The sequence below is a fragment of the Vibrio sp. 378 genome, from assembly GCF_033339435.1.
Window position 1 is genome coordinate 312,801 of the sequence record NZ_JAWOUO010000003.1, and the last position, 15,155, is coordinate 327,955.

The following is a 15,155-nucleotide window of genomic DNA, read 5'->3' on the forward strand; positions in this document are numbered from 1 at the left end:
AGCCGAGGCGCGGTGGCGTAGGAGTCTTTACAGATTCTTGCCTTCGTTAATGGCGCGAATACGGGCTTCAATCTTCTTGATTTGGGTACCCACCCCCACTTTGCTGTTCTTATCGTGCGCGTGTTGAAGCAGAGCCAAGGCTTTTTCCAATGTTTCTACGTTGCCAACCGCTGTGGCTTGCGGTTGGCCTTCTTCATTTCGAATCAGGTATAAACCAGCGAACTTGTACCACTTGGCGTGAACCTTCTCGTGCAAGCGCCACTCTTTCTCTACCTTTTCGAATACCTGGGAGAAATAAGGCTCGATGGAATGACCACGTTCCGATTCTTTCTCCGCCCATGCCAACACTTCGTCAGCACAGAACGTCGGCCAGTCACGACGAAAGTTTTCTGGTGTAGGTAAGTCGAGCTCAATGGCTTTCATGCACCATTCGATTGCGGTATCCAGCTCTTTAATGTCGAATAGCCAAACCACCAAGTTGGTAAAGATTGGGTTTTCGAACGCTTCGCCACTTTCTAAGTAGGCTTGAACATACGGCTTGTACTTCGGTACCAGCGCTTCACGCTTGTGCTTAATTCGATCAGCGATGGCATTTAATGAGCGCAAATACTTGCGGTCTTCTTCAAACTCAATCAGCTTGATGTGCAGGCTGTCGGTATCTGCACCGGAACTCACTCCCGGTGCAGACTGGTTAGCCTGCTTTTCAATGAGCTGTCGACGCTGTTTTGCTAATGGGCTAACCATGCATCACTCCTTAAGCTACAGGCTCAACAACGGTGACCGCTTCAATCGCAGCGAACTTATTTAGATTGCCAATTGCATAACCTTCCATACGGATGTGGTTTTGCTTGAAGCGAAGCTCGTCTTCGTCATTCTTCTGCTTGCGCCACTGCGTCCCTTCCTGAGTAAGAATTTGCAGGTTTTTAGTGTTGGTTACCCAAACCATATCGGCAGGGAAGAACGGCGGCGTATAGGCCTTTTTACCCGCAATGGTTTTGGCTAACTGCTGCGCGGCTTTGTGTTCCGTTGGTGTGTTTGCTGATTCCAGTAAGCGATGCTGCTCTGCTGCGACCAGGTTAGAACCGACGAGAACCACTAGATCAGGGTCTTGACGGTGCTCTGGTGCAATCGTGGTATTGATCAGGTCTTGAACCAACGAATCTAGGTTTTTGTATGAATCCGCGGCTGCGCCTGTTGGGTCGAGTTGGGCTGAAGCAAGAACTTGACTCGCTTTCTTCTCTTTCGCAATGGTTAACCAACCTTTGTTAACATCCTGACCAAGCGGGTTAGCGACTGGGTCTGTGTTAGCTGCGATAGACGTACCATTAAAGCCAACGCGCAACATGTCTAATGCGAAACGGCGAGAGATGGCATTTTTCATCATGGTCAACCATTGGCCTTTTGAGCCTGAGTTTGCCCACTGAGTCATGGTTTCCCACAAGATATGTGCGCCAGAATCCGTCTTTGTCAGCTCGTAAGTATTACCACTTTGACCGACTTCAACGCTAAAGCGACCACTGTCTTTACGACCGGTAGACAGGCCATCATCACCCACATCAACAACCTGACCTTTAATTTGCTGAACTGGCAGCAATGAGACCATGCCAAGGAAAGCATCAGACTCCATGATCGCCTGACGAAGCTTGGTTTCCATTGGTGGTGTTAGGTTAAATGACTGAGTACCCTGCGGAGCATTTGCTGCTGCTAACGTCGCTGCACAAAACTCTTGTAGGTAGGTGGTAGATAGTGCATTCAGCATTAAAAAATCTCCTCAGATGAGAACTTCTCACTGGTACCCGATGGGTTCGGCTCTTGGCCTGGTACTTCCTGTGAAAGTTCAGCGAATTGGTTTTCGAGACCGTTCACTTTCTCAATTAACGGTTTTAGCTTTTCGTCCAGAGTGGCAGAGAACTGCTCAACGCTTGTGCCCTGCTCTTCTAGCTCTGGTGTTTCTGGCTCGTCTTGCAAGTTGAACTCTTCTTTCAGTTCTTGCTTGAACTCGCCTTTGAATGCAGAAAACTGCTCTTTCAGTGCTGCTTTAAGTTGCTCTTCGGTCACATCGGTGTCCTCTACTTTTGATGGAGTTTCTGGCTCTTCATCGCCAGAAGAGAAAAATTCATTAAATGCCGCGAAAAAGCGGTCTTTGCGCGTGAAGCACTCGGAAAAATCGACTTCTTCCAATGCACTGCACTCTAATTCGGTTGTTTGGCCAGATTGACGAGAGAATTGAAGGAGCGAGGTACCAGTGGAGGCTGGGGAGTCAGTCGCAGCTAGGCCCATTAAATAGCAACGCCCTTCGCCCTTGTAATCGGGATTTGGCTCTATGGATGTGAACAGCTTTTGCTTTTTGCGGTTGGCTTCCAACATGAATTCATTTGGCTCAAGCTTCGCGAACAGACGTAATTTGCCATCTTCTTCTTCAGCTTTAAGCTCAACAACATTGCCCCAGTTTTCACCGTAGCCATAGAATCGACGGTGCTCTGGCCAGATTAGTGCGGTGTACTCTTTCGGGTCATAGCTTGCCGCCATTTGCTCAATCCAATCACGGGTAATCTTGCGCCCGTCTACGGTTGGCCCTTCAGTAGCAATGATTTTCCAGTCACTAATCTTTGGCATTTTGGTACTCAAACTTGTCATTCACATATCGGTGTGAGCAAACAATACGCCTTTGAATAACCGCTTTCAGCCACTTCAATTCCTACCAATTCGGATTTAACCAAAATCCGAATTTTCAGGAACTTATCTAGGTCATCTGCAAGTTTTCGGCGCGTATGATGCAGCTATGGCATATTCAGATGAAATAAGAGAAGCCGCGAAAAAGCTCTATTTACGCGGTGTTCCTCCGAAAGAAATTGCAGCGCAACTGAACCTCAATAGTGAGCGCATCCTTTATACCTGGGCGGAGAAATTCGGCTGGGCTTTGTTGTTGGATGAATTGTCTGTAGAGCAGATGATTAACCGCCGTTTAGCGGTGCTGATAGATAAGGATGAGAAAACCGATCAACAGCTCAAGGAAATGGACAAGCTAATCGATCACCACGTTAAGCTGTTAAAAGCTCACGCTGATGCAAAAGCCAAAGCAGAGCGACACCTTTCGCCAGGCAGCTCACCAAAGAGTGATGGTGACTCATCAAAACAAAGCAGCAGTAATGGCAACCGTAAAAAAAGCCGCAAGAAAAACAGCATTGAGCACCTGACAGAAGATGGCTTTAGAGGCTGGCACGAATCGCTGTTCAAATACCAGCACACGATGCGTAACAACATCAAACAGCGTATTCGTAATATTCTCAAGTCTCGCCAGATTGGTGCTACCTACTATTTCAGTGGTGAAGCCTTAGAAGATGCGATTCTGACTGGTGATAACCAAATCTTTCTTTCTGCATCACGCGCACAGGCTGAAGTTTTCCGCAGCTACATCATTGCGATTGCGAAAGAGTTTTTAGATATCGAGTTAACCGGCAACCCTATCATTCTCTCCAATGGTGCCGAACTGCGCTTTTTGTCCACCAACAGCAAAACCGCACAGAGTTATCACGGCCACGTTTATGTCGATGAATACTTCTGGATACCTAAGTTCGACGAGCTGAACAAACTGGCTTCGGCAATGGCAACACATAAGAAGTGGCGCAAAACCTACTTTTCTACGCCGTCTTCTAAAATGCATCAGGCTTACCCGTTCTGGACTGGTGACCAGTGGCGCAAAGGCAAAGACTCACGCGCCCATATCGAATTCCCGACTTTTGATGAATTCCGAGACGATGGCCGACTTTGCCCAGACAAACAGTGGCGTTATGTTGTCACCATTGAAGATGCCGCGAATGGTGGTTGTGACCTATTCGACATTGACGAACTACGCGAAGAATACAGCGATGACGACTTCAAAAACCTATTCATGTGCGTATTTGTCGATGGTTCATTGTCTGTCTTTAAATTCTCTGACCTTGAAAAAGGCATGGTGGATGCCGCTCACTGGCAAGACTTCAAACCAAATAGCAAACGCCCTTTTGCCACTCGGGAAGTTTGGTTGGGTTATGACCCAAGCCGCACCCGAGACAATGCCTGTTTGGTGGTTGTCGCTCCGCCTGTCGTCGCGGGTGAACGTTTCCGTGTATTAGAAAAACACTACTGGAAAGGCCTGAACTTCCAATATCACGTAGCGGAAATAGACAAAGTCTTTCAGCGCTACAAAGTGACTTACATCGGAGTCGACACCACTGGTATTGGCGGCGGTGTTTGGGACTTAATTTCAAAGAAATACCCACGTGAAGCTCACGCCATCCACTACAGCAACGAAAATAAGAACCGCTTGGTAATGAAGATGATTGACGTCGTAGAAGCCAAACGCTTGCAGTTCGATGCGCAGCACAAAGACATTGCGATGGCATTTATGGCGATTAAGCGCGTGCCAACCGCTAGCGGTAACGCTATGACCTTTAAGGCCGAACGAAGCGAAACGACCGGACACGCCGATGCATTTTGGGCAATCTCTCACGCCATCATTAACGAGCCGTTAGATCACTCAACACCAACTAAATCAACCTGGGCCACTGCAGCATGACCGAGCAAATGAACACTTTAGTCAAACAAGAAGAACACGCGCCAGAGTCGGTCTATCACATCGACTCCTCATCAGAGTCCATCGACTCAAATAGTTGGATGACCACCTATTCAGATTTGTTTTACAACGATGGTGACGACTATTGGGAGCCTCCTATTTCACGCAGTGGCTTAGCCGATATCGCTCGGGCCAACGCCTATCATGGTTCATTGTTGATTGCTCGGGCAAACTACGTAGCCGGACGCTTCCTAAATGGAGGTGCTACTCGCCGCCGACACATCCAAGCCTTTTGCCGTGATTACTTCACCTTTGGCGATGCTGCATTTCTTAAAATTCGCGATGGTTTCAAACGTGTGGTTCGTTTGCATCCATTACCTGGCATGTACCTGCGCCGACGCAAAAACGGCAATTTCGTCATTTTGGAGCGCGACAACCAGCAACGTGAATATCGCAAGGAAGATGTTATTTTCTTGCCTCAGTATGACCCGCAGCAACAAATCTACGGTTTGGCGGATTATCTTGGCAGCATTCAGAGCAGCTTGCTGAATAAAGACGCGACTTTGTTCCGCCGTCGCTACTATAAGAACGGCGCACACATGGGCTTTATCTTCTACGCCACTGACCCAAACCTTAGTGAAGAAGATGAAGAAATGTTGAAGCAGAAGATCGCCAGTTCTAAAGGCGTGGGTAACTTCCGCAGTATGTTTGTGAATATTCCGAACGGCAAAGAGAAAGGGATTCAATTGATTCCGGTCGGTGATATCGCGACTAAAGATGAATTCGAACGCATTAAGAACATTACCGCGCAGGACATTCTTGTCGGCCACCGATTCCCTGTTGGTAAAGCTGGTATTATTCCTCAAGGCACAACCAGTTTAGGCGATCCAACTAAGATAGGCAGCGAATACGCCAAGGATGAAATCATCCCCGTTTGTGAGCTGATTATGGATGAGGTGAACTCAGACCCAGAAGTACCTAAGCATTTGCGCCTTAATTTCAATTTAACACATGGAGATACGGCCTAAACCATTCTTTAAAACTGTACAAAAACACAGTCTTTTGACGTATGATTATTAAGTCAGTCAATAAGCTAGGTGTTTTATATGAGAGTGTTGTGTCCGGAGTGTGGCAGCAAAAGTCGAATCCAAAAATCGAACCGCTTAACTAACAGCCATTCAGATTTGTATTGCAGCTGCAGTGACCCTGAATGTGGGCACACCTTTGTGATGAATTTGTCTTATAGCCATACGTTGAGCCCATCAGCGAAAACGACAAGCCAACTGGCATTCAATTTATGTAAGGCGTTGCCGCCAGAGGCACGGCAACAGCTCAAACATCAATTATCTATGTTGTAAATTACTACGACATAAAAGCAGCACTCTCCGTTTCGCAAGCCATCTCGATAATACTCAAGATGGCTTGTTGTTTTTTGGTGTCTAATTGCCCCTTTGCATCCGCAAGTATTAAGCCTGCGATATACGCACCAGCTGCTCGAGTTCTCTCCGTCGCCTCACTATTAGCCACACCATCAATGACGATTTCTAAAGCAGATAACATGATATCGTTTTGATTTTCATTCGACATATCAACACCCTTACTAATCACCATTGAAATATACTGTATATTCATACAGGTTTCTACGGTGGTTTTTGTGGTATTGATGTTTTCACGACGTTGATCATTGTTCGTTTTAGTTTTCATATGGTCTCCCGTTAATGTTTGAGAGCACCTTATCAACTCGAATCTGATTCTATCTGTCCGCATCTAGAGATTAGCGACTTTTGATTTGAGTATGATATCGGCGCAATTGTGCTTAAAAATTGCACTTGGGAGAAAACGTAAGGAGGGTGAGTTAATAGTCCATTTTCTGGCTGGCATGTCAATAACACCAAGATTCGACAGAATTAGACGCAAATGTCTCTATTTTTAATCAAATAGGACATTTTTTGCCTTTCAAAACCCCCAACCAAAAACTTTAATAAAAAAACCTTTTAAAATCATGACCATAAACAAACTACCGAAGTCAATAAGAATGACCGACTACGGTACCAAACTACCGACTTCGGTCATTTTTGACGACTTGGGTCTTACTTTACTTTTGCGGAAAGGTTCACAAAAATTCAGAACAACTATTACATCTTGCAGCGAAGCTGATCACCTGTATCCCCCAAATCATCAATGTTGGTTGATTCAAAGTAACTCACTTCACCTATCATCGGGCAAGCGCTTCTCATTGGTTCGACTAGTCGTTGGTTCTTATCCGCAAAACAAAACGTTACTTGGTAGATCTGTGGTCTCTTGGTCAAGCAGGTCTAATACCCACTTTCTAAACTGCTTGGCTATCGACATTCTCGCGAACATGGCGATAAGGTGAGCGCCACGCAATGAAAAATACGCACGGTTTTCTGGTAATTTCCTGAGGCCGTTAACTTGACGGTCTCAGTCTCTACTATTGAATTAATCTGCATTACGTTCATAAATGCAACTAACTGAATCTTGCCGTACATAACCTAGCGCCGTACTAATTTGGGAGGCTTTAAGCCAAATCCGATTGTGTTTTTAGACAATATCAAAATGGGTATTATGGAAAGTAAGTGCTGACTTTTTATGTGTGCCTTTGTGAAAATAAAACGGGGGTCCAATCCCGACACTGGATTTTGTCAGTACAGGGGTAATCTATAATAGTGGCAGAGGCTTAGTCAATGCGAGTGGTGTTGAGTGATACTGATAGCAGCTGGTATATTCGGCACATATTCGGTCTATGGGATTGACGAATGCGTAAGAATGGTCGAGAATTGCTCTAAAGATTTAAAGATTTCTTTAAATCTTTTTCTCGTAACCTCGTAAAAATCTTAACTTCAAAGGCCTAATCATGACTAAAGTAGTGCAGTTACATGATCGCAGACGTAACCGCGAAATCGAAGATAAGTTCATCGATCTACTTGACCGTGAAGTTAAAGTAGAAGGTAACGTAAAACCGTTGTCTACTTCACTTTTAGATCGCATGAATGCCTTACGCCACAAAGCGGAGCAAGCAAAAGCGCGTGCAGAAATTCTGGAGGGGTAGTTCTTGGACACATTGGAAGTACCCATTCATCACGGATATGAGCTGCACGCCCTTGTTATATTTCAAAACATTCTCGAAGACTTAGTGACAGAAGTCGAGAAAATCTCTCGCAATGATCCTGATGGTTTTTTCTCTCATCCAAAGTACAAACTTCTCGAAGCCGTACGTAAGAATATTTTAGAAAATGTACCTTCAGACCCTGATCATGCTGATTTCCGCCAAGGCTTAACGCTTGGTAAACAAAACACATCTTGGCGCAGAGTGAAAAAGAAGTCTCTGCCACCACGCTATCGTTTGTTTTTTCAATTTCACAGCAATGCCCCTAAGGCCATCATTTACGCTTGGCTAAATGATGACTCAACCATGCGTCAAGCTGGCGCAAAAACAGACGTGTATAAAGTCTTTGAAAAAATGCTAAGTAAAGGCAAGGTCCCTCAAAGTTGGGACGAACTTTACAAAGAAGCTAACCCTCTTAAAGCTTAATATTGTTAACTCATTCCGTCGTCTGTCTGTGTAAGCCCTAAGTATCTACGTAAATACTTAGAGTTTTGTAATCAATGCGGTTACTCAAAATGGTCATCATCCCTCACCCAACGGCCAGCCCTCTTCCATCTCTGGGAAGAACGACAGGTCGGGTTGTTGATACTCTTCTTGCTCTGGTTGGGCCAATGCCTGGTCCCAACCTTCAAAATCCATCCATTTAAGATCATCTGCAGGTGCACGGCTTGCTTCGACCAGCTGCGCGGGCCTTATGTTGCCGTGTTCGTCTACCTCCGCAGAGCGGATTTGGATACTTCTTTTATCATCGATGCTAATTGAACTGCCTTTTAGCAGCGTGGCCAGTGCCGTTTCATCAATATTTGGTGGTGAAGTTGCCCTATCCTTCATAGGTTCAAGTATTCGGGATAGCTGATCGCTGACCTGGACCTCGCGATGCTCCGTACAGTTATTGACAGAACTCCGAGAATTAAACCCTAGGTTTCTGATATTGAATATAAGCAGAGCTCTCGCTCTGCTTTCTTTGCGGACGGGTTGTTTAAAATCAAGTTATTCGTTAACTGAATGGATCTGTCAGATTAGAAGAAAATACGAGTCCATTAAGCTGATTTTGTTCACACATAGCTTTGAACCTCTCTGTACAGTATAAGTTGCTGACCCCTTCTAATCTTGATTTAAAGATCACTTTATCTTTCACATCATCATCAATGAATTCAAGAACCTCTAACCCATCAGGGCTTCCATATGAGATCTTCTCTACACACTTTTGTCTATCTTCTTTTCCAAAAGTCAGCGATGTATATAAATACCATTGTTCACCTTGATAGTTGACAGGTAAAAAATCTCCGCTTTCAGATAAGCAACTATTTAGAGCTTCATATGCCCTCGGAGATAAAACAAGATATGTTCGTAACCATAAGCTAATATCAGGCAATACAGAGTTATCGGTTAATATATCTTCAAACTCGACCTCCGCAGGCTTCCAAATATCTTTCAGAGATTTATTTTCAACAGCCTGCAATAAGATTCTCTCAAAATAGGCGAAATCCCCCAACTGGGTAGCTATTTCATCTGGGCCAGAACATACCGACTGAAACTTAGTTAAATCATCTGTAATTTTATAAACCGTCATCATCCTTTCCAAACTTCATTCTTAGCTTCCAAGGCCTCTTTAGGGTAGGTGCCACTCTTTAACTCCATTTTGACCCGAAGTAAGTTAGCCTCAAAGTGCTGTTTACTCGGAATACCCTTCGAAAATTTGGAACTAATCCAAGTTTCATAATTAAATGTATGGATCGAACGGTGAGCCGGAGACTTAGGTGCTTCCCAGTTAAAGTCCGTATGTTTTGCATAATTTGTTAACCAAACACCATTTACGGGAGCATTTATGCCAATTTTATGCATGTGCAAATTTAATCTTGCGGCTCTCATTTCTGCTTTTCTAAACCTTCCCGAGCCAGGAATGATATGGTGAGGCTCATGGTTTTTAGTTGGTTTAGGCTCTCCTGCAGCGGTTAGATTATTAGCTAGTTTCGTCGTCGGATGATGCTTTTCAACGAACAACTCTTTCGCATTTTTTTTTAAGTTTTCTGCAGAGTACGATTGCAACTTAGCTTGCATATCTTCAACTCGAGCATGAGCAATGAGTTCAATCCTCATTTTTTTCAAAAACCTCAAGTCTTGTGCTTCAAACTGCAATCGTTTTGCTCTTTGCTGTTCAGTTTCACCCGCAGGTGGAGCCACACGATACTTGCTATAGAAATCGTCGACTAACGCATCAAAACGATCTAAGGCCAACTCAGCTGCAGTTGGATTACTAGGACGATTCGTTTTTCGTCCAACTATACTCAAATTATGCTTCATACTCGTATCCCTCGAACAAACAAAGCCGTTGGATAACATTCACATAACTGACGAGCAAATAATCAATAGCCTTTATGTGGCCGATAGCTCAGATTTTTATGCAAGCAATAGCACTTTAAATCAACTTTAAGAAATAGCGGTTCACTACTCTAACCTTTAAGTTCTTATGACGACACAAACCGGACTAACTCAATATTGGAAAAAGCCGCCCTTCGAGATAATCTGCCGTAATGCTATACCAATAAGAAAGCTCACTTTCATCAACTTCCATGTGTGGTACAGGTTCATGTAATAGTGATTGCCAATAGGACTGATTCTCTTTAAATCGCTGATATTCAGATTGATAGAAGTGGCTCGCGTCTTGTTTTATATCGCTCAGGTCCAGATCTCTACAATTCAATGACCACCCTCTTGCACCAGCAGCCCAAACCATAAACTTGTCTACTTTATCCTTAGCCAGTTCTCCTTCAAACGTAATGCAGAAGCGATTGCTCGTATTCACGTGCACTCCCCTGCTATGTAAGTTCTGACTCAGCTTTTCGGCCTGCTTTTCCAAACGGATGATTCTCTGATAAAGCTTGTTCTGATATTCCTCAGATTTCTGCTGCTTTTTGGCGATCGCTTTGGCCTTGATGGTTTGCTCTTTGGCATTTCGTAGCTTGCGGATTTGCCGCTTAATTGGCTTTTTCCATTGCTCAAGTTTGTAGCCTAACTCCTTAATTATTGCGGTCATATTGCCAGCTTCAAACGAAGCAAGAGTTTCCCAGGCAGGAGCTCTTGAGCACTTCGCGATATTGTATCGATTTCCCTTGATTAGCCCTTGGTCAGCATTTTCACCTTTAGCGGCATAACCGACTGCTTTGATAATGTAAGAACCGGCGGCTTTTGGCTTTTTGATTCGCTCTAATTTCGCAAACCCATGCCCCCATATCTTTTCAAGTCGCTTGGCCCAAGGACTAAAGAGATGCTCTGGTACTGTCCAACGTAGCAAAATATGAACGTGTGGATTAGGCTCTCCATCTTCATTGGCTGGACACTCGGCTACCCATATGTAATGGAAATCAGCAGGTAAGTTAGTCGGCCCAACATCGCTGGGTTGAGCATGTTTAGCAACCTTCTCCTGGGATAAGTCGCAGTACTTTCGTCCACTATCTTTGTCAACTTGGATGGTATGATCCGCAACCCAGCCGCGTTGATACATTTTCTTTGCGCCATCAAGAAAACGAGAGACTTCTTTACCTATCGTTGTCTCTAAGGTTTTTTCCATCGAGAACTCTTGCTTGGGCTTTTGTTTAAGATCGCAATACGGCCCGGCTATGACACTGCCCTGGTTCATAGCTTTAACACGCTTACTATCTAAGGTTGGAAACAGCCAGTATTCTCCACCAATATCCGTGATTGGTTGGTCAACTTTCTTTTCACCACGCTTAGGATGTACTGTCACCATGTTGCGCTTATAGATTATTGGATGATGCGACCCCATGCTGACACACTCACTTCCATCCAACATTCCACCGAATATAGCCATTCGTTGTGCCTTGGTGAAAGTCAGCGTGAGAAAAGTAGAGAAACCACCATGGCAAGCTGCAGTGTAAGCCCCTGCCTCAAAGATTTTAGAAACAGAACGGGACGTCAACTTTTCCGAGAATCTCTCACCACTGTTTTCCGAAGGCGCAGCACTAGATGGCGTTTCGGTTACCGCCTGAAACTTATAAGTTTCATTCCAAGACCGGTGCATTAGCTGCATTGAAATAGGAATCTTTTTAGGTTCGCCTTGTCCTCGTTTTCCATTCTGATTGAGAATGGCAGGTTTGGAGCGCTCGTTCGTTTCATACAAAGCATCATGGCTGAAGTTGGCGTCGGCATTGCTGATGATACTTTTAGGGCGTAGAGACTTGCTCAGACTCATCAATTGCTTAATTTGCTTGTCTTTTCTGTGGCGAAATTTCTCTGTCGGACTTTTGCGCCCTTTGACTAGCCTATACTCTTCGGCGATTCTCGCCGCCGCTTCGCGGTCGTGTTCCGAGAGGTAATTTACAGATTTATAGAAGTAAGTTCGCTCTTGAAGATCTCGCTCACGCTTAGACTTTCGATTGGGAACGCGGTCATATATCGTTATTTTTTTGACCATTCCGCTATCCAGAAGCGCTTGTTCTTGGTCTGAGTAAATTTTGGAACCTAAAAAACCAGCATTATAGCTGGCGTCATTTTTCCTGATTCGGTCCAGGGGCATCACTGCCCCACCGATATAGAGAAGATCAGATTGGTTCATAATCCATTCGTAATTTGTCTTTACCTACAGAGAAAGCGGTAAACTTTTGGTGCTTCATACCGCCTCCAACTTCTGAGTTGTCACCAACATAAAGCCGCCCTTCCGGTTGCCCTTGCTCAACACGCCTTTGCTTAGATGAGTGCAGCTAAGGGAAACACATGCTTGTTCGATGGCTTGGTCTAGTGAGTCGAAGTCGCCAACCATTACATTGGCAACTTCTTGAGTTTCTTCATGGCGGATAACACCGCCAGCTGGACAAAGCATTATTGCGGCGTATTGCATGACTCGCGATCCTGTTCTTCTAAGTAGCGAGTCGCCTCATCAATGAAAGAGCGCCCACCTTCCACCGTTAACTCTGCATCGATAGTCGTGTATCCAGCAGAACGCGTAATCTCATAGCCAGCTTCAATGCAGTCACAACACTCTTCCAATCGTTCTTTCAACATTTCAATTAACCGGTTGGCTTCGCTCGAACTAATACTCATGCTGCATCCTCCGATTCTATTTGGTCGCGGTGAACGGCAATGCGTTCAATCAGGTAATCTTCAATGTTCAGTAGCTCTTCAAGCGCACGCTCTTTATCAATCAACACAACGTTGTGAGCGTGATTCGTTGTGTTTTCATCAAACACAATCACGTTGAGAAGGCTCATTTTTGAAGAGTACTCGATACGAATACTGATAATGTCTGCACTATCCAGCGCCAAAGCGAACAGACTATTGATGGTCGTTTGGATAGCGAGTTTGTTTGCAACTTCATTTAGATTCATCTTTTATGCTCCTACGCTAAGACGAAAAAAGCCCCCTGTTACAGGGGCAAAGGCTTGGAGAATTAATGGGTACTATTGAATTGGTAATGCTTGAGGCGTCGAACGTCACCAAGATTGCGATCGAACAACGTCGCGATTTCTTTAATCTGTTGCATGCCGCTACGGATTTTTTGAAGCTCCAAATCATTAAAGCTTTCAAACTCTCGCACATGCTCCGAGGCTTTCAGATCACCGGCGACTAAAACCATACCGCGAAAACGTGGTGGCATAGCGTCCCACAATTTTTTTAACTTGCCGCGTGTAGCGGAACCATTGAACAAGGCTTTACAAGCGGCAATGCTCTCGTTGGCGTTGGGTACTTGCTTTTGTTGTTCTCTTTGAATAGTTAACTGGCTCATTGGGTCTCCTTAGGCTAAGCCCGGAAGTGGCGCACCGTTGGCGAGGAAATCTGTGCCCATCTGCATGAGTGGCTGAAAGCCGGTGGTACGGTTTTCTAAATCGTTGACGAACAAAACTAAGTTGCCGATGGCCGCTTGAACCTTAGCTATGGTTTTGCGTTTTTGACTGCGAGGTAAGCGGTCTGCACTGCACATGTGCATTGCATCGCTAGACAGCTCACCTGAATATTGGTTGTTAAGTAACGTGCGCTCTAAAAGGTTCTTCTCTTCCCCGCCTTGAGGTAACTGAACCGTCACCACACCCAGGTCAGCAAAAAGTGTATTCACAATGGTGTAATCGCCGGATTCTTTGCTCAGCAATGCCAAATCCACTGGGTCCAGTTTGTGCGGCTGTTCTGGGTTGAGCTTGTTACGCAGCATTCTCCCAGTAAGGCCAATGCGTGGAGCCAGGTTTTCCATATTGTGATTGATGGCGAAGTCGCAGCATGCAGCGTTAAAAGATTGCTGTTTGCGTTCGCGAAATCCGCACATAGCGATATTTGCGTCCATGATCCACACTCTTACATGAAAAGCGGTACGTGAATGACAACCAACTCATTTAGCCACACTGGGCAGTGTATTTTGGTTGGAATAAGAGAGGAAAAACCCATGACTTAGCCCAGCGCAGCAATGGCTTCACGAGCCGCCATTTCGTGCATAGCAACCATGTTAATCAATGGCTTATCTCGACGTTTATCTTTTGGTTTGATGATGACGCGACCTTCAGTCACATATTGTTTGATAGTGCCCATCGGCAAACCAGTAAGGCGAGAGTATTCTTCGTAAGTCACATATGGACTTAGTGGAGGTATCTTGTACGTTAACATGGTGATATCCTTGTATTTATATCTATCTTCTTCGGTTGTCTCTTGCTTTGGTCAGCGTAACATCCGAAAACAAGTTTAGTATTGATCCGATTTTTCGTACGGTCAACGTATTTTCGTACAAAAATGAAATCAATCACATTATGGTGAACGATTATGAGTGCAGAATTGGCTATTTTTGATTACATCAAAGGCGAGGCATTCACTGACAAACTAAAAGAAATCAATGGCGTAAATTCTCTTGGAGAACTGGCACAGATATATGGTGTACCTAAAACCACTTTTAGTACTTGGAACTCACACAACAGAAACTCACACGAACTAGTTGTAAGAACTCATTTACGTACGGGCATCCCGGTTAAAGAGCTGATTCTTCCCAACGACTATCCTGAAGCCGAATTACACCATTCTTTTTGGGGCAATCAAAAAGCACCTGAAGCAGAGGTAACTTCATCTAGTCCAGAGTTACATAACCCTCAGCTAGCCGTCGTAGCGATTAAGAGCTTCTGCCTCACGAACGGTCAACTTTTGCCAACTGGAGAAATCCCATACGCACAACGCATGTTTAACTCTTGGGATTTAGAAGCCGCCAACACCATTGAGATCGAAACGAACGACGGCCGCTTTCTGGTAGATAAAAAACAGAACGATGCAGTGAGTGGCGAGTATTTGATTGATATGAATGGGCGTCTGTCCATCAACCACATTCAACGATTACCAAACAAACTAGCAGTGGTGTTTGGCAACGCAACGGTTGAAGTATCGGAAGAAGATATCAAAGTAATTGGCCGCGTGGCGGTGACATTAAGAAAAGAATAATTCTCTGCTAGCCCACTGCACCAAGACAACTGTTGGTAGCGTTTAATC

The 15,155-nt window shown here is 44.8% G+C and carries 19 protein-coding genes and 1 pseudogene; 6 read left to right on the plus strand and 14 right to left on the minus strand.

Going from position 1 to position 15,155, the window contains the following annotated elements; translation table 11 throughout:
- Positions 1-27: 27 nt before the first annotated feature.
- Genes gpM through R7Q48_RS07960 form a run of 3 tightly spaced genes read right to left on the minus strand, consistent with a single transcriptional unit; the run spans position 28 to position 2,616 of the window.
- Positions 28-744, minus strand: coding sequence for a phage terminase small subunit (gene gpM / locus R7Q48_RS07950; protein WP_078230721.1), 717 nt, complete (start codon positions 742-744; stop codon positions 28-30).
- A 10-nt stretch (positions 745-754) separates the two neighbouring features.
- Positions 755-1,759, minus strand: a complete 1,005-nt coding sequence (locus R7Q48_RS07955) for a phage major capsid protein, P2 family (RefSeq protein WP_140058927.1) — start codon at positions 1,757-1,759, stop codon at positions 755-757.
- Positions 1,759-2,616 (minus strand): GPO family capsid scaffolding protein, encoded by an 858-nt coding sequence (locus R7Q48_RS07960; protein ID WP_025536111.1) that lies wholly within the window; start codon positions 2,614-2,616, stop codon positions 1,759-1,761. Before R7Q48_RS07960 ends, R7Q48_RS07955 begins: the two co-directional genes overlap by 1 nt.
- 166 nt (positions 2,617-2,782) lie before the next feature.
- On the opposite strand from R7Q48_RS07960, the gene R7Q48_RS07965 reads away from it, so the two are divergent.
- The 3 genes from R7Q48_RS07965 to R7Q48_RS07975 all read left to right on the plus strand — a co-directional run bounded on the left by R7Q48_RS07965 (position 2,783) and on the right by R7Q48_RS07975 (position 5,913).
- Positions 2,783-4,558, plus strand: a complete 1,776-nt coding sequence (locus R7Q48_RS07965) for a terminase large subunit domain-containing protein (RefSeq protein ID WP_318132235.1) — start codon at positions 2,783-2,785, stop codon at positions 4,556-4,558.
- Complete coding sequence (locus tag R7Q48_RS07970; protein WP_140133641.1) at positions 4,555-5,583, plus strand: phage portal protein; 1,029 nt, start codon at positions 4,555-4,557, stop codon at positions 5,581-5,583. The genes R7Q48_RS07965 and R7Q48_RS07970 overlap by 4 nt, the downstream gene beginning before the upstream one ends.
- Positions 5,584-5,661: 78 nt before the next feature.
- Entirely contained in the window at positions 5,662-5,913 is a 252-nt protein-coding gene (locus R7Q48_RS07975) for an ogr/Delta-like zinc finger family protein (RefSeq protein WP_079765352.1), read from the plus strand.
- A gap of 4 nt (positions 5,914-5,917) precedes the next feature.
- On the opposite strand, the gene R7Q48_RS07980 is transcribed toward R7Q48_RS07975, so the two are convergent.
- Positions 5,918-6,259: a hypothetical protein gene (locus R7Q48_RS07980; RefSeq protein WP_308383019.1), complete on the minus strand. Its 342-nt coding sequence runs from the start codon at positions 6,257-6,259 to the stop codon at positions 5,918-5,920.
- A 1,171-nt stretch (positions 6,260-7,430) separates the two neighbouring features.
- On the opposite strand from R7Q48_RS07980, the gene R7Q48_RS07985 reads away from it, so the two are divergent.
- Positions 7,431-7,625 (plus strand): hypothetical protein, encoded by a 195-nt coding sequence (locus R7Q48_RS07985; protein WP_140054708.1) that lies wholly within the window; start codon positions 7,431-7,433, stop codon positions 7,623-7,625.
- Between the two features lie 3 nt (positions 7,626-7,628).
- Positions 7,629-8,108: a type II toxin-antitoxin system YhaV family toxin gene (locus tag R7Q48_RS07990; protein ID WP_140133639.1), complete on the plus strand. Its 480-nt coding sequence runs from the start codon at positions 7,629-7,631 to the stop codon at positions 8,106-8,108.
- Positions 8,109-8,204: 96 nt separating this feature from the next.
- Here R7Q48_RS07990 and R7Q48_RS07995 read toward each other — a convergent pair.
- From R7Q48_RS07995 to R7Q48_RS08040, 10 genes and pseudogenes are all read right to left on the minus strand, one after another.
- Positions 8,205-8,663, minus strand: a pseudogene (locus R7Q48_RS07995) (replication endonuclease); the annotation flags it as partial.
- A 16-nt stretch (positions 8,664-8,679) separates the two neighbouring features.
- Entirely contained in the window at positions 8,680-9,258 is a 579-nt protein-coding gene (locus R7Q48_RS08000; protein ID WP_411979275.1) for a hypothetical protein, read from the minus strand.
- A complete protein-coding gene (locus R7Q48_RS08005) occupies positions 9,255-9,986 on the minus strand; it encodes an AHH domain-containing protein (protein ID WP_318132236.1) in 732 nt (243 codons plus the stop codon). The genes R7Q48_RS08000 and R7Q48_RS08005 overlap by 4 nt, the downstream gene beginning before the upstream one ends.
- Before the next feature lie 184 nt (positions 9,987-10,170).
- Positions 10,171-12,258, minus strand: a complete 2,088-nt coding sequence (locus R7Q48_RS08010) for a hypothetical protein (protein WP_318132237.1) — start codon at positions 12,256-12,258, stop codon at positions 10,171-10,173.
- Positions 12,259-12,312: 54 nt separating this feature from the next.
- Complete coding sequence (locus R7Q48_RS08015; protein WP_318132238.1) at positions 12,313-12,540, minus strand: hypothetical protein; 228 nt, start codon at positions 12,538-12,540, stop codon at positions 12,313-12,315.
- Entirely contained in the window at positions 12,522-12,743 is a 222-nt protein-coding gene (locus tag R7Q48_RS08020) for a hypothetical protein (RefSeq protein ID WP_318132239.1), read from the minus strand. The genes R7Q48_RS08015 and R7Q48_RS08020 overlap by 19 nt, the downstream gene beginning before the upstream one ends.
- Entirely contained in the window at positions 12,740-13,027 is a 288-nt protein-coding gene (locus tag R7Q48_RS08025; RefSeq protein WP_318132240.1) for a hypothetical protein, read from the minus strand. Before R7Q48_RS08025 ends, R7Q48_RS08020 begins: the two co-directional genes overlap by 4 nt.
- A 62-nt stretch (positions 13,028-13,089) precedes the next feature.
- Positions 13,090-13,425 (minus strand): hypothetical protein, encoded by a 336-nt coding sequence (locus R7Q48_RS08030; RefSeq protein WP_318132241.1) that lies wholly within the window; start codon positions 13,423-13,425, stop codon positions 13,090-13,092.
- Between the two features lie 9 nt (positions 13,426-13,434).
- Positions 13,435-13,974 (minus strand): phage regulatory CII family protein, encoded by a 540-nt coding sequence (locus tag R7Q48_RS08035; RefSeq protein WP_318132242.1) that lies wholly within the window; start codon positions 13,972-13,974, stop codon positions 13,435-13,437.
- Between the two features lie 104 nt (positions 13,975-14,078).
- Positions 14,079-14,291, minus strand: coding sequence for a hypothetical protein (locus R7Q48_RS08040; RefSeq protein ID WP_017821157.1), 213 nt, complete (start codon positions 14,289-14,291; stop codon positions 14,079-14,081).
- A gap of 153 nt (positions 14,292-14,444) precedes the next feature.
- Between R7Q48_RS08040 and R7Q48_RS08045 the strand changes: the two genes are divergently transcribed.
- Entirely contained in the window at positions 14,445-15,107 is a 663-nt protein-coding gene (locus R7Q48_RS08045) for a helix-turn-helix domain-containing protein (protein ID WP_318132243.1), read from the plus strand.
- The last annotated feature ends 48 nt before the right edge of the window (positions 15,108-15,155 follow it).